Consider the following 18,488-nt stretch of genomic DNA (forward strand, 5'->3'; position numbering starts at 1 on the left):
AAATACTGTTTCGTAAACATACAGTAAATTGTTTTTTATAACAAATTTTTTGCTTTTAAAATTAAATACTTGATTAAATCATCTCTAAATCCCGAACTCAACTTGAAACATTCCGGTCCAAGAATTACCTGTGTTTTCAAACTTTGCTAATCCTTCAAGCCATTTATAACCAAGGTTGGCCTGAATTTTTATCCTATGGCCATTCACATAATGGGTAAATCCCAACAAGGCTTCATCAACACGCTGCTGGAATTGGTTAATCTGAGCATTTGGTGTCACGTTTGCATAACGAACAGCAAGTTCATTTTTCCTGTCCAGCATTTTACTTATTTGAGTATTGAAACCCCAACCAACCAATACATACCTAATTTCACCCAGCTCATCTACAGTAATGGGATCATTTGAGGACCTATGCAGATACTCCCCCATCACTGCCCAACCCATATGTTTATAGATTCCGTCTACTATAAAGCTATTCATATTTCGGGCATCAAACAACTCCTGACCTAGTTGACCTCCTGTTCTTGTAGCTTTTTGATTTTCAGAAAGGGTAAGTCCTAAGGCCAGCTTTGGCTTAGGCTCGAATTCAAAATCACCTTCAGAATAATCCCCACTGTTTGAAAATCGCCCAAAAGGCAAATATTCGATTCTACCCGTGTAAGCAAGTCCGTCATTTATGGCAGATGCATTCCTTCCGTCCCCTGTTGATACCACCCCTTTTAATTGCAAAATAGATTGATTTTTGAATGGAATAGTTTTATAAAGAAAAAACCCAAAATCCCTGTCTAAAGTAAAAATAGCATTGGCAGTGGACCTGTCAGCAAACTGAAGATTACCGGAACTGATTACCCTCTGCCTATTTCCCGGCAGTTTGGATTGACCAAATCCAATATATAGATTTTCATTAATGAAATAGTACAAAATGGCATCTCTTATGGGCTGGGCGACCAGACTTGTTTCCAAATCTAAATCTGCTTTTGAAAATGCCAATTGAATGTAGTATTGAAACCTAGGGTTGCCCACAAATCCATCAAACCTTAACCTGAGCCTTCTCACTCTCATTTCATACTCACTTACTTCAAAAGCATCTCCTTCTAAGGTATTGAAGCCAGCCCTATTTTGCATCCTGAACCTTAGATTCATTAGAAAAAGAGAATCTTTAGAAAAGCTAATCCCCTCGCTTTCTCCCACATTCAATAATGCCCTTTCATCTGATTCTACTGTCTGACTATGAGTTGAAATGCTGAAAAAAAATGAAAAAGTTAAGCAAATACCAAAGCATAAGATTCGTAACTCGTAGTGATTCATATAGGTTTGCTAATTTAATTCTGAATGAATATGCCATAAAGTTAAACTTATTTCCAAAAAAAAAGCCAGGTGAAAAATTTCACCTGGCTTTAAATCTTATACTAGAAATAATTTAAATACCAGTTTTGATCAAATTCAATGCAGAACCTGCCTTGAACCATTCAATCTGACCAGCATTGTAAGTATGATTCACTTTGATTTCGTCTTTGCTGCCATCAGCATGATTCAATACAACGGTCAATGGCACACCTGGCTTGAAAGTAGTCAAACCTACGATGTCAATGTTATCATCCTCTTGTACCAGATCGTAATCTGAAGGATTGGCAAAAGTCAAAGCCAACATGCCTTGTTTTTTGAGGTTGGTTTCATGAATTCTAGCGAAAGACTTCACTAAAATCGCTCTTACTCCTAGGAACCTTGGCTCCATGGCTGCGTGCTCCCTAGAAGAACCTTCACCGTAGTTTTCATCACCTACGACTATTGAACCTACTCCGTGAAGCTTATATTGCCTTTGTACAGCAGGTACTTCAGCATATTCTCCAGTAAGTTGGTTCTTGACCTTGTTTGTCTCCTCATTGTAAGAGTTTACAGCGCCAATCAACATATTATTGGAGATATTGTCTAAGTGACCTCTGAACCTCAACCAAGGACCTGCCATAGAGATGTGATCAGTGGTACACTTCCCTTTAGCTTTGATCAACAGTTTCAATCCAGTCAAATCAGTACCTTCCCAAGGAGAGAATGGCTCTAGCAATTCAAGTCTTTCCGATTTTGGATCTACAATTACTTCAACTTGAGATCCATCTTCTGCTGGAGCTTGGTAACCTGCATCCTCTACAGCAAAACCTTTTGTAGGCATTTCCAATCCAGCTGGCTCGTCAAGTCTTACTTGCTGTCCATCTTCGTTGGTAAGCGTATCGGTCATCGGGTTGAAAGTCAAATCACCCGCAATAGCCATTGCAGTAACTACTTCAGGAGAAGCTACAAATGAGTGCGTATTTGGATTACCATCAGCCCTCTTTGCAAAGTTCCTGTTAAATGAAGTGATGATAGAGTTTTTTTCTTGTTTTTCTGCTCCATGTCTAGCCCACTGACCAATACATGGTCCACAAGCGTTAGCCAAGACTACGCCACCCATTTGGCCAAAAGTATCTAAAAAGCCGTCTCTATCGACAGTATATCTCACCAACTCAGAACCTGGTGTGATTGTATATTCTGATTTGGCTACAAGTTTTTTATCCACAGCTTGCTGTGCCAGAGATGCAGCTCTGGAAATATCTTCATAGGAAGAATTGGTACAAGAACCTATAAGTCCTACTTCCAATTTGGATGGCCAACCGTTTTCTTTCACAGCTGCTGCAAACTTGGAAAGAGGCCAAGCCAAATCAGGAGTGAAAGGACCATTGATATGTGGCTCAAGTTCAGAAAGATTGATTTCAATCACCTGATCAAAGTATTTTTCTGGCTCAGCATACACCTCAGCGTCTCCATTCAAGTGTGCTTTGATACCATTTGCCATATCAGCAATATCTCCTCTTTCTGTACCTCTTAGGTAAGCTTCAGATTTCTCATCGTAGCCAAAAATAGAAGTAGTTGCTCCAATTTCTGCACCCATGTTACAGATTGTTCCTTTCCCTGTAGCGGACAAGGAGTTGGCACCTTCTCCGAAATATTCTACTACTGCGCCTGTTCCACCTTTTACAGTAAGGATTCCAGCTACTTTAAGAATAACATCCTTGGCTGCAGTCCAACCTGATAGTTTACCAGTCAACTTCACACCGATCAACTTTGGAAACTTCAACTCCCAAGGCAAGCCTGCCATTACATCACAAGCATCAGCACCACCAACACCAATGGCAATCATGCCCAATCCACCTGCATTTGGCGTATGGGAATCTGTTCCTATCATCATTCCACCTGGGAAGGCGTAATTTTCAAGCACTACTTGGTGGATGATGCCTGCTCCAGGTTTCCAGAATCCGATGCCATATTTATTGGAAACAGAAGCTAGAAAATCGTAAACTTCTCTGTTTTTGTTTTTGGCTTTGCTCAAATCTTCGGTAGCTCCTACTTCAGCTTGGATCAAGTGATCACAGTGAACAGTGGAAGGAACAGCCACCTGACTTCTTCCGGCTTGCATAAATTGTAAAAGTGCCATTTGCGCAGTAGCATCCTGCATTGCTACTCTATCTGGCTTAAAGTCCACATAAGAAACGCCTCTATCGTAAGCCTGATTGGCTTCACCTTGAGCCAAATGCGCGTACAATATTTTTTCTGTCAATGTAAGTGGTCTTCCTACTGCTTTTCTGGCAGCCGCTATCCTCTCCGGATATTTAGCATAAACTGCCTTGATCATTTCTATATCAAATGCCATTGGGAATTGAATTTTATTAAATGTTGAAAAGAATTTCTAAATCGAACGCAAAGATAAAAATATAGGCCAAATTTGGAAGCGATACCCCTCACTGGCTTGGTATTTATATAGATTATAAAAAGGCCTAAGTGACCCCATACCATACAAATAAGCACAATACCACTAAAGCCACCAAAAAGAAAACTGAAGTGTATTTCAAAATCTCTTTGGCAGATAACCCTGTAATTGAAAGTAATGGTAAAGCCCAAAAAGGCTGCAACATGTTGCTCACTTGATCTCCATATGCAAAAACCAGAATCATTTTGGAGATATCTATCCCCATCTTACCAGCAGCTTCCATTATTACAGGACCTTGTATAGCCCACTGCCCTCCTCCTGATGGTACAAAGAAATTAATCAAAGCAGCGCTAAAAAAAGAAAGCAATGGAAAGGTGTCTGGACCTGATCGCATCACCATATCATCTGCAATCAAAACAAGTAGGCCGCTGTATTTCATGATTCCCAATATCCCCGCATAAAACGGGAATTGTATCAAAATATCGGTCGCGCCTCTTACAGCTTCACTAAGGTGGGCTACATAATTATTGAGACTACCGAAAGCCAGTAAGCCAAATCCCAAAAGGGCAAAGTTGACGAAATTTAAATCCAAGAAACCCCAACCACTGCTCCCGATTTTGAAAAAATCTACCAAGACCAGGACTAAAATCAAACCTCCTACAACAAGTCCCAATTTATCTTTATCCTTTGCCAACACTTTACTTACTTTTTTGCCTTTTACACTTTCATAACCGCTCTTGAAGGTGATTTTAGAAAGGAGAAAAAGTGCTATAATCAAAGAGGTCACAAGGCTAAGGTTTACCCAAATATTGAAACTTGAAAAAATCGTCTGATTTACTGTTACAATACCTATTGTATCAACTAAAAAATGGTTCTCTTCAGCCACTTTTAAAGTAGATGAACCTGAAAATCCCCCATGCCATACCAACATCCCCAAATACCCTGAAGCTGAGACTAGTGGATAATTGATCGCCAATCGATTCACCTCTGCCAATTCTCCTATCTTCCTCGCCAATATAGCACCAAATATCAACCCAAAACCCCAATTCAGGTAACCTCCGGCTATTGCTCCCATTCCCGTAAAAAGAACCGCCTGTGTATTGCTTGTAATTGTAGAAGCTATTTTATCCAAAAGTGAATTTACCGGTCCAGACATGGCAAGGGTGTGCCCCAAAACCAAGATCAAAATCATCTGCATGGTAAACTCCAAAAGTTCCCAAAAACCCATTTTCCAAAAGCTAAGAACTTCAAAAGAGTATCTTGCCAAATTGGAATCAGGAGGAAGCGTCAACGCCAATGCCAAAAGGTAGACAATTAAGCTTAGTAAAAGTGCAATCTGAAACGTTGAGGGAAATTTCAAATTTATTTTCATAGTAAAAACACTTAGAATTAATCAAGGTGATTTATCTTGTAAGCATAAACAAAAAATAATTAAAAATCTCTGTCTGTTGCAATAATCATTTGTGTCGGGCAGCACCCACATCTACTAATGGAATTTAATATTTTTTCTTTGGTCCTGCTGATTTCCGGCGCCACGGTAATTACTCTTTCCTTGGCTATTTTTGAAAGAATCAAAGACTACACAAGAGTTTTTGCCCTTATGATGATCGCCATGGCCATCTGGGCGATCGGTTACGGTTTCGAATTGGCCAGTGACACACTGGATATGATGTTGTTTTGGATCAAAATCGAGTATATCGGCATTTCATTTGCGCCAGGAATTTGGCTGTGGTTTTGTATCAATTATGCAGGACTAGAGAGGTGGACCAGTAGAAATCACTTTATTGGGATATTTGTTGTTCCGGTGATCACATACGGAATGGTGCTCACCAATAACTGGCATCTTTTTCATTATGCTGAGCTCAGTTTGGCAACGGAAGGTCCTTTCCCTTTACTGGCCATCATACCTGGACCTTGGTACTACATTCACATTCTGTTTTTCTACTTGTGCCTTCTTGCCGGCAATGTATTTCTATTTTTTAGGTTTAAAAATTCAGATTCATTGTACAGAAAACAGACTTATCTGCTTATTGCGGCAGGGGTCATTCCATGGACAGTCAATCTAGCTTATATGTTAGGTTATCGATTATTTGATCACATAGATTTCACACCATTTGCATTTCTGTTTGTATATATTATTGTCGCTATTGGGTTGTTAAGGTATAGGCTTTTCAATATTCGACCTATAGCCAGGGATAAAGTGATTCAGGTCATGGCGCAGGGAGTTTTGATCCTTGACAGTACAAATAGAATAATCGACTTAAACCCTAAAATGTACAGCATTCTAAACAACCCGGAAAAACCTATTGGTATGTACGTTCAGGAATATTTTCCCGATCAAATAGAATTTTTAAACCTGTTAGACTCAAAGACCAGTTCGAACACAAACATTGATCTAAGAAATGATGGTCAGCTATTGAGCTATTTTGTAGATACATCCTGCATTTTCAACCGGAAAAATGAATTTACAGGTTTGTTGGTCATATTTAATGATATTACGGAAAGCCGCAAAAAGGAAAAACAGCTTAATACTAATGCCGAAGAATTAAAACAAATGAATTCGCTGAAAGACAAGCTTTTCAGCATTATTTCCCATGACTTGAAGGGGCCTATATTCGGAATCCAGGAACTGCTCAAACTGACTGAGGAAGGCTCTGTCAGTAAAGACGAGTTTTTTGAAATAATACCTGATATATCGAAGAATATAAATTCCGTATCCACCCTGCTGGAAAATCTTCTAGCTTGGACCTCTTCGCAGTTGAGAGGTGAGTTTGTTGACCAAAAAGAATTTGACCTAGGACCATTACTTGATCACCATTTTTCCTTATTTCATAAAAAAGCAAAAGAAAAAAGAATCAACCTCAAGCTAGAAAAAGCAGGGAATCTTAAAGTATTTGCAGACAGAAACATGATAGATCTGGTAATTAGAAACTTATTAAGTAATGCGGTCAAATTCTCAGGCTTAGGAGATCAGATCCTCTTTTCAGCCTCTGAGGCACTCGATGATGTGCTGATAGAAATCATAGATACTGGAATGGGAATTTCAGAAAGTAACCTGCAAAAATTGAATTCCGGTGAATCGTTTACGACTTCCGGGAAAAATCAGGAAATGGGAACTGGTTTAGGCTTGATCCTGGTGAAGGAGTATGTTCAAAAAAATGGAGGTAATCTGATTATCAAAAGTGAATTGAACAAAGGAAGTCTTTTCAGTTTCCGTCTTCCCAAAAACACTTCCAATTCTGACTTATAAATCCTTCAGAAAAGAAATCGTGTCTATTCCATCGGAATAGTCAGACAAAGAAGGACACTGGGCCTGTCCGAAATCAAAGCTGCCAGGATACCAAGCCTTGTTACTGACAATACACTGGATTTTGGTGGACTTTTCCTTCATTTTCTTTTCTAGACTGTTTTGATCTGAATACACTTCAAAATATAAAACAGATATTGGTGATACCAATTCTTCGTTCTCTTTCAGGAGCAAAAATCCATTGTCTAGATGATCTTCGCCATTTACCAAATAAATTGATTTATTGTAATCGTAGTTATTTCTGTATTTGTGATGGTCTGCTAGAGAGTTAAATTCCTCAACAGCGTCTAACAGATCTTTTAGAATATCTCTGTTTGGAATATACACCTTAGATACATTTCTACAACCAAGACCAAAGTACTGGAAAATATCTTTCCCTAAGGATAGAAAATCTTCTGGTTTTTCTTCTCCATTCAGCACGGCTACCGATGTCCTGTTTTTTCTGATGATATGAGGATACTTCCCGAAATAATAATCAAAATACCTTGAAGAATTATCACTTCCCGTAGCAATGTAGGCATCTTTATTTTTCAGCATTTCTTCAAAAGTTACCAACTCTTCAAACTGCGGCTCAATTTCCATCAGGGTTGACACCAACCATTTTATGGATTCAGAATCAGAAGAACTGAGTTTTACCGCTGCCCTATGCCCAGTAATCAACACACAAAGTAAATCATGGAACCCTACGGCAGGAATGTTTCCTGCCAGCATCAAACCTATGGTTTTTGGTTCCATATCAGGATTGAGCTTGTATGGACTGATCCAATCCTCCAGGCTTTCCTTCTTCAAAAATAACTGTAAACCTGAAAAAGCTTCCTTCACATTTTCTTGTGTAAACCAGCTATTATTATTTTTGATTCTTCTTGAAAGCTCTTCAAACTCTTCTCCAGACAGAGTGGAAACCCTATCTCCAAGTTTTGCAAAAGCATTGATTCTTTCTTTTAAAAGCATATTTTGAAACATTGAGTTGCAAAGATATTGATTATAAAAGAAACCGTACTTTGCTAGAATCAATATAAATTAGTTAGCATGACAACTTTTTTTTTGCTTCATTGGTTATTTGATTATTAATTTTGCGCTGATATAAAAAAAGAATTTGATATGGCTATAATGATAACTGACGAATGTATCAATTGTGGTGCATGCGAACCTGAGTGTCCAAACACAGCAATCTACGAAGGTGGCATAGAATGGACTTGGGCTGGTGGCACCAATTTGAAAGAGGTAACTCTTGAAGATGGTACGGTGGTAGATGCTCATGAAAAGCAAGAACCTGTTTCAGATGAATTTTATTACATCGTGACTGATAAGTGTACAGAATGTACTGGCTTTCATGAAGAGCCTCAATGTGCTGCTGTTTGCCCAGTAGATTGCTGCGTAGATGATCCAGATCACCGAGAAAGTGAAGAATCGCTTCTTGCGAAGAAAATACATATGCATGGTGAATAAAAGGGGCTTAGCCTCTTTTATTTTTTTAAATAAACGGTGTAAACACCCCTGATTTTAAGCTGTTTATTCCACCTAATGCCTGTTTCATTTAAAAAAACTATAAAATACCTTGAATATATTTTGTGAATTGGTTTAACTTGGAGCTCAATTTATACCAAACACAAACAACAAAATTCTTTGGAAAGTGGAAGATAACAGAGGAAATGACAGAGAAGAGATCTTCTCTAAAAGGGTTAAAGCCGGTAAAAGGACTTATTTTTTTGATGTTAAATCAACCAGGTCAAATGATTACTATTTGACAATAACAGAAAGCAAAAGAAAGCTAAAAGATGATGGTTTTGTTTTCGAAAAACACAAAATTTTCCTTTACAAAGAAGATTTTGGTAAATTTCTAGAAGCCCTTCAAGACGCTGTGGATCATGTGAAAAACGACTTGATGTCAGACTTTGACTTTTCACAATTTGACAAAGAAGAATCAGAAACAGAATTTGACGATGAATTAAAGTGGGATTAATTCCTGTATTTGTTCATCTTTAGAGAAAGAATTTCAACATTGACAAATTCGTTTTGTCTTTGATCACTTAATGCATAAATTAGGTAGTGTTGAAATTCTTTCTCTTTTTGCTTGTATATGAAAAAACCCATTGTATATCTACTTGTCACCATCTTGCTGCTCTTTATAGTAGGCTGGTATTTTTCCAACATCACGCTATACTTCATATTTTCATTGGTAATAGCTGCCATCCTGAGGCCGCTTACCAATAAGATCAATGGTTTTCATGTTTTGGGTCAGAATGTCCCAAGGTGGATAGCAATTATCATCTCTTTCCTATTCATTGCACTTTTCATATTTTTTGTAGGTCTTCTATTTATTCCATTGATAAGTGCACAGGTCAAAAATATTGCCTCTTATGACATGGATTACATCTACGAACAAATACAAAATCCTGTTGGAAAAGTTGAGGATATATTGATTCGTTATGACATTGTCTCCAGCGAACCCGGTTTCTTGATCACTCAAGTAAGGGAGACACTGATATCAAGTTTTTCAGCTATCAATATTCAGGGTATACTAAACACGATAGTAAATACAACCAGCTCATTTTTCATTGCTGTGATGGCCCTCACTTTCATAACGTTTTTTTTGCTATTGGAAAATGGTCTTTTGAGGAGAAACATCATGAACCTTATACCTAATTCATATTTTGAGTTAGCTGTATCCACATTCAACAAAGTAGAGCGGTTGCTGTCAAATTACCTTGTGGGATTATTTATTCAGTTGATCTGCATATTTTCCATTGCAGCAATTGGATTGACTTTGGTGGGGATAGAATATGCTTTGACCATAGCCATGTTTGCGGCCGTCGCGAACTTGATACCTTATGCAGGGCCGATCTTAGGTGCCACTTTCGGGGTCATTGTAGGTCTTTCTACGGGCGATTATACTGGATCAAATGAAATAGTTTTCATGATCATCAGAATTTTGGCGGTTTTTTCTGTAGTCCAGGTTACTGACAATGTGATCTTACAACCCCTTATTTTTTCTAAATCTGTAAAAGCACATCCACTTGAAATATTTGTTGTTATCTTTGCCGGTGCAAAAATCGCCGGTATACTCGGGATGATTTTTGCAATTCCTGTTTATACGATTTTTAGAGTTTCATTTTTGGAATTCTTCAGAGGATATAAGGAATATAGAATATTCAAAGTTTAAAAAAACCATCTTCAATGGCATTACAATGTGGCATCGTTGGCTTACCCAACGTAGGAAAATCAACACTATTCAACGCACTTTCAAGTGCTAAAGCAGAAGCAGCAAATTTCCCTTTTTGTACAATAGAACCTAACGTAGGCGTAGTAACAGTACCTGACAGCCGACTCAAAACCCTAGAATCACTTGTAAAACCTCATAAGGTAATCCCTACCGTGATTGAATTTGTAGATATTGCAGGTCTGGTCAAAGGTGCAAGCAAAGGAGAAGGCCTGGGCAATAAATTCTTGGCCAACATCAGAGAGGTAGACGCTATCGTTCATGTTATAAGGTGTTTTCAAGATGACAACGTAGTCCACGTTGCGGGTGGTGTAGACCCTGTATTTGACAAAGAAGTCATAGATACTGAGTTACAGCTCAAGGACATTGAGTCGGTAGATAAAAAAATTGCCCGATTGGAAAAAATAGCAAAATCAGGTGATGCCAAAGCCCGAAAGGAGCTTGAAGTACTCATGAGGTTTAAAGAAGGACTTCAAGCTGGAAAAAATGCACGTGCCATAGAAGCTGAAAAGGAAGATCTGGAAGTACTGAGAGACTTACACCTTCTTACAATCAAACCAGTATTGTATGTAGCTAACGTTGATGAAGGCAGTATCTTAACGGGAAATGCATTTGTTGACAAACTCAAGGAGGATATCAAGGACGAGAATGCTGAAGTTATCATTCTGTGTGCTGCAATTGAATCACAGATTGCAGAATTTGATGATGCCGAGGAAAAAGAAATGTTCCTTTCTGAATACGGTTTGGATGAAAGTGGCATGAATAAACTTATTTCAGGAGCCTATAAATTACTTAACTTGATCACCTACTTCACAGCTGGAGTTCAGGAGGTTCGTGCCTGGACTATCAAGCGTGGGTGGAAGGCTCCACAAGCAGCTGGAGTAATTCATACGGATTTTGAAAGAGGTTTTATCAAAGCTGAAGTAATCAAATTACATGATTATGAAAATTTCAAAACAGAAGCAGCTTGCCGAGAAAATGGAAAAATTGCGATAGAAGGCAAAGAATACATCGTAAAAGATGGAGATATTATGCATTTTAGGTTCAATGTATAATAAATTGTGAAAAATATTTGTACTTTTGCTTGAAATCAGATATAAAGTAAATATATATGATTGAGTTAAATAATTGTTTTAAATTTTATTTTTAACACCGTGAGAGTAAGATTAATATTTTCCTTAAAAAACAAAGGTGCTTATTTACCTTTCCACCATCAGTACATCTTGGCGCAGTTCCTGAAGGGATTGATCGTGAAAGGTGGACGTGAAGAGTTTTTCAACTACAATTACTTCAACTTCTCTGGACTTAAAGGTCAGACCAAAGTAAGTAGAAGTGGATTGCATTACTATTCCAGTTTAGTCACATTAGTGCTTTCATCACCCAATGAAGATTTTATTGACTATTTATTGGAACAAGTATTTGCTACTCCAAAAATTGAGTTAGGAAACCTTATCATTTCTCCAGAGTACACAGAGCAGGAGTTTGAGCCAGAATTGGAAACATCCAACAAGTTTGTTTGTATTTCACCCCTTGTGCTGCTTACACCTTCTTTCAATGACGAGTCGGGAAAACGATTCATCAATCCGGACACAGACGAGTTTTCAGATTTGTTGTATGAATCTACTTTGACTAGAATGGAAAGATCCGGCTGGTACAATCAGGAGCAAATGGAGTCCTTCTACAAGTTTCAGGTGGTACCTGACATGAATTATGTAAATAAGCTCAGAGAACAGCAAAAGAAATTTGCAAGAATCTATTCTGTCTATGACATGGATGTGAAATATGAAGTAAGGGGCTATACGCTTCCCTTCACACTCTATGCAGCGCCGGAGGTACAGGATTTTGTTTTCAAATGTGGATTGGGAGCCTTTACGCACAAAGGTTTTGGTATGCTAGACCTTGCAAACCATGCTCCAAGCCAAAGAACAGAACCGTACAAATTCAAAAGAGAGGGTTTTATTCCTTACAAGTCCCAACAGGACAGGGAGAAAGTCAAACCTCAGGATTCGGACGATAGTCAAGAAGAAAACTAAAATAAAAGGCCGATCTGTTAGGATCGGCTTTTTTATTTTTTTTTTACAACCTGCGCTTATTTGGATTAAGGTTGAAATAACTAATCAGCTCATCATATCGCGAACCCATATCTCTGTAGTAGATAAAAACCTCATACTCGTTTTCGGTTTCAAAATGACTCCCTTCCAATGGACTCATTTCCCAACCTCCATCTGTTTTGTAGGCATACTGATAATCATACCATCCTTGTTTGAGTATCAAAGTGGTCTCATATTTATTAGTGCTGGGGTTTAGTTCCATTTTTGCATCTGGTGAAAAACCCCATGAAGTCAATGAACCAATTAGATACGGCTGTTCGGTAACACCCTCCGGATCCAGATAAAAAGTAGTTACAATATATTCACTTTCCCTTTCATGGTTTTGCCTTTCTAGATTCATGATTGCATACTGCCCATTCATATCCAGGTATTCTGAATACACGCCATCAGGTCTAGTCTTATCCAATCCGGCTTCTGCATATACTACATCTTCTTCCATCCTGACTGATTTCACATTCATACCTCTGGCTCTTACAAACCTCAAGTCAAGAAATCGAAATTCATTTCCTCCCTTGAATGTATTGCTACCATCAAAAAGGTTGTATTCGATGGTTTTGGTGTCTTCTCTCAACATAGTAGGGTTGCCCAGCACTTTTGCATTGTCCCACCTTTGGTTCTGCCTGATCATGACTTTTATGTTATTTCTTGGGTCAAAGAGCTCCCTGCCTTTATAATTGACAGTAACATTGATCTGCTGTACCCGTCGCCTGTCTTCAGATTGGCTCGGAGGCACGACCCTTGCAGCTAGGTTAATGGCTCTTTGGTATACCATGAATCTTTTGATCAAAATAGGTTGATTTTGATCTCTCCCCCTATAGACCATGACTACATAATTCCCGGTTTTAGTCACCGCAGGCAATACAAAATTGTAATGTATGTAGGGGATTCTCGTATCAATAGAGTATTCATAATCCAATACATTGAACTCATTATACTGATTGAGATATTCATTCTCCTTCAAATCTGAAGGAGTCCAATCAAAATTACAATGGATAATCTTGGCTGAATACATATCCGGATCATAGGCCAAATCATCAAAAGTCAGGTTGAAAGATACGCCACTATTGAGTTCAAGTACTGGAGAATTCATCTGAGCTGCGAAGTCACCGGAATTTGGAAACAGGCGCACTGACTGAATATTTTCTTCAAAAATCCTATCATAGTAAGCATCTTGTGCTTGGGCAATCTGACCAAATACAATAAACATCAAAAATACAAGTCGTCTCATCTTCATTTCTTTTTATGATATGGTTTCCTCCAAGGTGCTGATCTCTTCCACCAAACTCTCCCAAGATTGATTCAGTTTTAACAAATCAGCTTTTATAACTTGATACTTTTGGTTGATCTTTTCAAGTTTGTCCGCGTCAGAGTAAACGTCAGCATCTGACATTTCTTTTTCTAAAGTAGATTTTCTTTCTTCAAGTTTAAGAATACGATCTTCTACATCAGCAAGAAACTGGCCTTTTTTCTTCAGCTCCCTTTTTGCTTCATCTAACTCTGTATTTGTTCTTTTTTTCTTTTGCTCTTTTTTCTCCTTTTGAGTAAAGTTAGTTGGAGATTCCTCTTCCTTAATTTGGGATTTCCAATATATGTACTCATCGTAAGTGCCTAGGTATTCTTTAATCTGATGATTTTCCAGATACCAGATTTTATTTGCTACACCTTTTATAAAATGCCTGTCGTGGGAAACAGTAATAAACGTACCCTCATACTGCTCCATAGCTTGAATCAGAATATTCACAGACTGCATATCCAGGTGGTTGGTAGGCTCATCCAATAAGAGGAAGTTTGCTTCTGAGATAAGCGTTTTGGCAAGTGCTACCCTGGATTTCTCTCCTCCAGACAATACTTTGATCTTTTTGAACACATCCTCATTTGAAAATAAAAAGCAACCCAATACGCCCCTAAGCTCAGTCTCTGTCTTTCCGGAACCTGCCTGCACCATTTCCTGAAGGATCTCATTGTCCACATTCAAAGCTTCTAATTGGTGCTGTGCATAGAAGGATTTAATTACGTTGTGACCATGCGAAACCTTACCATCAATTTTTTCTCCTCCACCTATTATTCTGAGTAGGGTCGATTTACCTTTTCCATTGGCACCAATCAGGGCTATTTTATCCCCCCTTTCAATTCGTGCTGAGGTATTGGCGAGGATTTTAAGGTCTCCATATGATTTGGATACATGATCCAAGGTTACGACATCTCTGCCTGATTTTTGAGAAAACTTAAATTTGAAATTTACCGAAATATTATCATCCACTACTTCATTGACCCTATCAAGACGCTCAAGAGCCTTGACCCGGGACTGTACTTGGTTTGACTTGGTAGCTTTGGCCCGAAACCGTTCTATGAACTTTTCAGTCTGCTTGATCATTTGTTGTTGGTTCTCATAGGCATTTTGTTGAATTTCCATCCGTTCTTTTTTCTCTTCTTTATAAAAAGAATAATTCCCCGAATAGGTCGTCAATGTACCATGAGAGACTTCTACTGTGGTATCAATACAATTGTCCAAAAACTCCTGATCGTGGGAAACTACAACCACGGCTCCATCATAATTTTTAAGGTAATTCTCTACCCACTGAATAGAAGGCAAATCAAGGTGGTTGGTCGGTTCATCGAGCATGAGCAAGGATGGCTTTTCCAACAAAAGTTTGGCAAGCATCACCCTCATTCTCCATCCACCAGAGAAAGTCTTAAGTGGACGCATCAGGTCAGCGGTATTAAAGCCAATCCCTTCTAAAATTTCCTCAGCTTTTGCCTTGACGGTATATCCCTCATTGGCTTCAAACCTATCCTGAAGCTTGGCCAATTTATCTATGACAGCATCAGAATAGTCAGTTTCCATTTGCTTCAAAACCCTATCTATTTCCGCTTGCAATGCCAAGGTTTCTTTAAAGGCTTCTAAGGCAACTTCCAAAATTGGATCTTCGGACTGATAGGAAAGCATATCCTGATTCAAAAATCCAATCGTGCAATCTTTTGCTTTTTGTACTTCACCTGAAGTTGGCTGATAGTCTCCATTGATAATTTTCAACAAGGTGGACTTGCCGGTCCCGTTTAAACCTACCAGTCCTATTTTGTCTTTTGGTTTGATATGTAGGGAGGCATTTTCGTACAATGCTCTTCCCCCTATGAAGTAAGAGAGATTATTTATTGATAACATTCTGCAAAAATAAGTATTCTCCCATTTATAAAGGATTTATACAGGATTATTACTGAGAAAGTGTTTCTCTTTGAAAAATTGGGTATCTTGAAGTTATATGCATGGCTGCCGCTATTAAAATAAAACAGCAATAGAACCCACTCTGTCAGATATGAATACATTTTTGATGAAGTTGATACTGATTCAAAATTCAGTTTTGTAGCAAAATGGCATAAACCTACTTTCAAATAATCAAGCAATAAATAAAACAATGAAAATGAACAATACCGGGATTTTTAAAATTTTATTTTTCTTCGCTTTTACCCTGATATATATTTCATGTACAGGTCAAAGCAAAGATAATTTTATCCAATTGGAGACCATTAAACTTCCACCTGGCTTCCAAATTGAAGTTTGGGCAGAAGATGTTCCAGATGCACGTTCACTTGCCATGAGTGATGATGGCAATGTGGTCTTCGTAGGAAATAGACAGGGGAAAAATGTGTACGCCCTAAGAGACAGCAACGGTGACGGAAAGGCTGATCAAAAATACACCTTGGCCGAAGGACTTCGGATGCCAAATGGGGTAGCTTTTAAAGATGGTGACTTATATGTGGCTGAGGTAAGTCGGATACTCAAGTTCAAAGATATCGTCAACACTTTGGATAACCCTAAGTATGAAGTTGTTTTTGATAAGTATCCAGACAAAGCGCATCATGGCTGGAAATTTATTGCCTTTGGACCCGATGGTCACTTGTATGTACCTGTTGGAGCACCTTGCAACATTTGCGATCCAGATGAAGAGATTTTTGCTAGTATCACTAGGATAGATGTCAACTCAGGTAATATCAAGCCTGAAATCTTTGCTCATGGCATCAGAAATACTGTAGGATTTGCATGGCATCCTGATACTAAGGAGCTTTGGTTCACCAATAATGGGCGAGATATGATGGGTGATGACATACCGGATTGTGAACTCAATCATGCTCCTGAAAAGGGGATGCATTTTGGCTATCCATATTGGCATGCGGGTGATGTCAAGGATCCTGAGTTTGGAAACAAAGGAAAAGATAAATCTGCCTATACTGCACCGGCATTGAAGTTAGGGCCACATGTTGCTCCTCTAGGTATGAGGTTTTACACGGCAAACCAATTTCCATCCGAATACAAAAACAATATTTTCATCGCAAAGCATGGCTCTTGGAATAGGAGCAAAAAAATCGGGTACCAGTTGACCAATGTGGTCTTGGATGAAGGACAAAATGTAGTCAAAGAAGAGGTATTTGCAGAAGGCTGGCTTGACCATGACAGTCAAGATGTATGGGGAAGGCCTGTAGATGTCATGCAAATGCCAGACGGCAGCTTGATGGTCTCTGATGATATGGCCAATTGCATTTACAAAATCAGTTACAAGGGTTCTTAACTTTTGATGGAATCCCTCCTTTTTAAGGAGGGATTCCTCTAGCTAAAAGGAAACAAAATCATCCATTTTTACTTACAAAATTTATTTTTCGTATATGTCACAAAAACCTTACAGATACAGCCTATCTAATGGGATATTTTGGTTAGCCTTATTTTTCTTATTGAGCATCTTGCCAATTGCCATCGCTTACTCTGGAACTATACCTCCAAAAAGACTTTTTCTCGAAGAGCTTGGTGTGTCACTGGGATTCATTGGTTTGGCGTTATTTGGATTACAGTTTATATTTTCCGGACGAATCAAGCAAATAGTGCCTGTTTTTGGAACCGATAACGTAGTACAATTCCACAAAGAAATTGGCATTGTTGCTATTGTATTGACACTTTGCCACCCGATCATGCTTTTATGGTCAGACTGGGATTATGCTGCATTTTACGATCCCAGAGAAAATTTACCTAGAGCCTCGGCCTTGGTGTTTGCTACTTTTGGAATGCTTACTTTACTTTATACCAGCCTATGGCGGGTAAGTTCTGGGCTGAACTATGAATGGTGGCGCCTATTGCATGGCATTTTGGGTTTTGGCTTGGTATTCGTAGGAGTTGTCCACAGCATTCAAGTAGGCCATTACCTCAACAGTCCATTAAAGGTGGGTCTCTTGATTCTCTTCTTTTTACCAATGGTCTATTTTGTATTCCATACAAGGATAATAAGGCCTTGGATATCCAGAAAAAATCCATTTGTCATCAGAGAGGTAGTTCCTAAAAAAGATGATTGTTATACCTTAAAGCTTGAAAATAATGGCTCAAAGAAATTCAGCTTTGAACCTGGACAGTTTACGTGGATTACGATAGCCGACACTTCTTTTTCCATGCAACAACATCCTTTTTCCTTCTCCTCCAGTGCAGCATCTGGGCTTCTGGAAATCACTGCGAAAAGGCTCGGAGATTTTACCAAAACTTGGAAATACCTCAAACCGGGACAGACTGCATTCTTAGAAGGTCCTTTTGGCTCATTTACCCTGAAAGACAAGCCTTGCTTTATGGTTATGGGTGGCATTGGCGTCACTCCAGCAATTTCTATCTTAAAAACATTGTACGACAGAAAGGATGATAGAAAGTGCATCCTGATTTATGGAAATGAAAACTGGAAAAAGATTCCATTTAGAGATGAGCTAGCTACTTTGGAAAAGAAACTCAACCTTCAATTGATCCATGTATTAGAAGAACCAAATGAAGGATGGGAAGGTGAAAAAGGGCTGATTTCTGAAGAATTGATACGCAAATACCTTCCTGAAAATTGTAATGAATTTGACTATTATATATGCGGTCCAGCACCTATGATGGATGAAGCCGAATTGACCTTTAGGGACTCTGGTGTTGACTGGAAAAACATATACGCCGAAAGATTTGATTTTGTATAAATATGAAGAAACACACAAAAATCCTTTACCGAACCATAAAAAGAGTCGCTGACCTGATGGGTGTATTGCTGGTGATCACTGCCATATTATTTTCCATAAGAGGGTTTTAATAAAAAAACCTCCACAATG

At 38.6% G+C, this 18,488-nt stretch carries 14 protein-coding genes; 8 read left to right on the plus strand and 6 right to left on the minus strand.

Annotated elements, in window-relative coordinates; translation table 11 throughout:
- Positions 1-84: 84 nt before the first annotated feature.
- The 3 genes from CLW00_RS08320 to CLW00_RS08330 form a co-directional block, all read right to left on the minus strand.
- Complete coding sequence (locus CLW00_RS08320; protein WP_106133220.1) at positions 85-1,308, minus strand: porin; 1,224 nt, start codon at positions 1,306-1,308, stop codon at positions 85-87.
- Between the two features lie 112 nt (positions 1,309-1,420).
- On the minus strand, positions 1,421-3,682 hold the full coding sequence (locus CLW00_RS08325) for an aconitate hydratase (RefSeq protein WP_106133221.1): 2,262 nt from the start codon (positions 3,680-3,682) through the stop codon (positions 1,421-1,423).
- A 124-nt stretch (positions 3,683-3,806) separates the two neighbouring features.
- Complete coding sequence (locus tag CLW00_RS08330) at positions 3,807-5,111, minus strand: TIGR00366 family protein (protein WP_106133222.1); 1,305 nt, start codon at positions 5,109-5,111, stop codon at positions 3,807-3,809.
- A 117-nt stretch (positions 5,112-5,228) separates the two neighbouring features.
- On the opposite strand from CLW00_RS08330, the gene CLW00_RS08335 reads away from it, so the two are divergent.
- Positions 5,229-6,989 carry a sensor histidine kinase gene (locus tag CLW00_RS08335; protein WP_106133223.1) on the plus strand — a complete coding sequence of 587 codons (1,761 nt, stop codon included), beginning with the start codon at positions 5,229-5,231 and terminating at the stop codon, positions 6,987-6,989.
- On the opposite strand, the gene CLW00_RS08340 is transcribed toward CLW00_RS08335, so the two are convergent.
- Positions 6,984-7,997, minus strand: a complete 1,014-nt coding sequence (locus CLW00_RS08340) for an aldehyde dehydrogenase family protein (protein WP_106133371.1) — start codon at positions 7,995-7,997, stop codon at positions 6,984-6,986. The two genes, CLW00_RS08335 and CLW00_RS08340, sit on opposite strands and share 6 nt — an antisense overlap.
- Before the next feature lie 150 nt (positions 7,998-8,147).
- On the opposite strand from CLW00_RS08340, the gene CLW00_RS08345 reads away from it, so the two are divergent.
- The 5 genes from CLW00_RS08345 to cas6 all read left to right on the plus strand — a co-directional run bounded on the left by CLW00_RS08345 (position 8,148) and on the right by cas6 (position 12,299).
- Positions 8,148-8,495, plus strand: a complete 348-nt coding sequence (locus CLW00_RS08345) for a 4Fe-4S binding protein (protein ID WP_106133224.1) — start codon at positions 8,148-8,150, stop codon at positions 8,493-8,495.
- Positions 8,496-8,679: 184 nt separating this feature from the next.
- Entirely contained in the window at positions 8,680-9,009 is a 330-nt protein-coding gene (locus CLW00_RS08350; protein ID WP_106133225.1) for a DUF3276 family protein, read from the plus strand.
- A 117-nt stretch (positions 9,010-9,126) separates the two neighbouring features.
- A complete protein-coding gene (locus tag CLW00_RS08355; protein WP_106133226.1) occupies positions 9,127-10,209 on the plus strand; it encodes an AI-2E family transporter in 1,083 nt (360 codons plus the stop codon).
- 14 nt (positions 10,210-10,223) lie between these two features.
- On the plus strand, positions 10,224-11,321 hold the full coding sequence (ychF, locus tag CLW00_RS08360) for a redox-regulated ATPase YchF (protein ID WP_106133227.1): 1,098 nt from the start codon (positions 10,224-10,226) through the stop codon (positions 11,319-11,321).
- 99 nt (positions 11,322-11,420) lie between these two features.
- Complete coding sequence (cas6, locus tag CLW00_RS08365; protein ID WP_106133228.1) at positions 11,421-12,299, plus strand: CRISPR-associated endoribonuclease Cas6; 879 nt, start codon at positions 11,421-11,423, stop codon at positions 12,297-12,299.
- 43 nt (positions 12,300-12,342) lie between these two features.
- On the opposite strand, the gene CLW00_RS08370 is transcribed toward cas6, so the two are convergent.
- Positions 12,343-13,605 (minus strand): type IX secretion system plug protein, encoded by a 1,263-nt coding sequence (locus tag CLW00_RS08370; protein WP_106133372.1) that lies wholly within the window; start codon positions 13,603-13,605, stop codon positions 12,343-12,345.
- Positions 13,606-13,617: 12 nt separating this feature from the next.
- Entirely contained in the window at positions 13,618-15,540 is a 1,923-nt protein-coding gene (abc-f, locus tag CLW00_RS08375; RefSeq protein ID WP_106133229.1) for a ribosomal protection-like ABC-F family protein, read from the minus strand.
- Positions 15,541-15,790: 250 nt separating this feature from the next.
- Between abc-f and CLW00_RS08380 the strand changes: the two genes are divergently transcribed.
- The gene (locus CLW00_RS08380; RefSeq protein WP_211300172.1) at positions 15,791-16,942 is read left to right on the plus strand and encodes a PQQ-dependent sugar dehydrogenase; all 1,152 of its coding nucleotides are present in this window, start codon (positions 15,791-15,793) and stop codon (positions 16,940-16,942) included.
- Positions 16,943-17,036: 94 nt separating this feature from the next.
- Positions 17,037-18,359 (plus strand): ferredoxin reductase family protein, encoded by a 1,323-nt coding sequence (locus CLW00_RS08385; RefSeq protein WP_106133230.1) that lies wholly within the window; start codon positions 17,037-17,039, stop codon positions 18,357-18,359.
- The last annotated feature ends 129 nt before the right edge of the window (positions 18,360-18,488 follow it).

This window comes from Mongoliibacter ruber (assembly GCF_003003005.1).
Lineage (GTDB): Bacteria > Bacteroidota > Bacteroidia > Cytophagales > Cyclobacteriaceae > Mongoliibacter > Mongoliibacter ruber.

Bases quoted from the DNA above. Each gene is read 5' to 3' on its own strand.
- CLW00_RS08320 (WP_106133220.1), bottom strand. From the start codon at position 1,308: ATGAATCACTACGAGTTACGAATCTTATGCTTTGGTATTTGCTTAACT.
- CLW00_RS08325 (WP_106133221.1), bottom strand. From the start codon at position 3,682: ATGGCATTTGATATAGAAATGATCAAGGCAGTTTATGCTAAATATCCG.
- CLW00_RS08330 (WP_106133222.1), bottom strand. From the start codon at position 5,111: ATGAAAATAAATTTGAAATTTCCCTCAACGTTTCAGATTGCACTTTTA.
- CLW00_RS08335 (WP_106133223.1), top strand. From the start codon at position 5,229: ATGGAATTTAATATTTTTTCTTTGGTCCTGCTGATTTCCGGCGCCACG.
- CLW00_RS08340 (WP_106133371.1), bottom strand. From the start codon at position 7,997: ATGCTTTTAAAAGAAAGAATCAATGCTTTTGCAAAACTTGGAGATAGG.
- CLW00_RS08345 (WP_106133224.1), top strand. From the start codon at position 8,148: ATGGCTATAATGATAACTGACGAATGTATCAATTGTGGTGCATGCGAA.
- CLW00_RS08355 (WP_106133226.1), top strand. From the start codon at position 9,127: ATGAAAAAACCCATTGTATATCTACTTGTCACCATCTTGCTGCTCTTT.
- ychF (WP_106133227.1), top strand. From the start codon at position 10,224: ATGGCATTACAATGTGGCATCGTTGGCTTACCCAACGTAGGAAAATCA.
- CLW00_RS08370 (WP_106133372.1), bottom strand. From the start codon at position 13,605: ATGAGACGACTTGTATTTTTGATGTTTATTGTATTTGGTCAGATTGCC.
- abc-f (WP_106133229.1), bottom strand. From the start codon at position 15,540: ATGTTATCAATAAATAATCTCTCTTACTTCATAGGGGGAAGAGCATTG.
- CLW00_RS08380 (WP_211300172.1), top strand. From the start codon at position 15,791: ATGAAAATGAACAATACCGGGATTTTTAAAATTTTATTTTTCTTCGCT.
- CLW00_RS08385 (WP_106133230.1), top strand. From the start codon at position 17,037: ATGTCACAAAAACCTTACAGATACAGCCTATCTAATGGGATATTTTGG.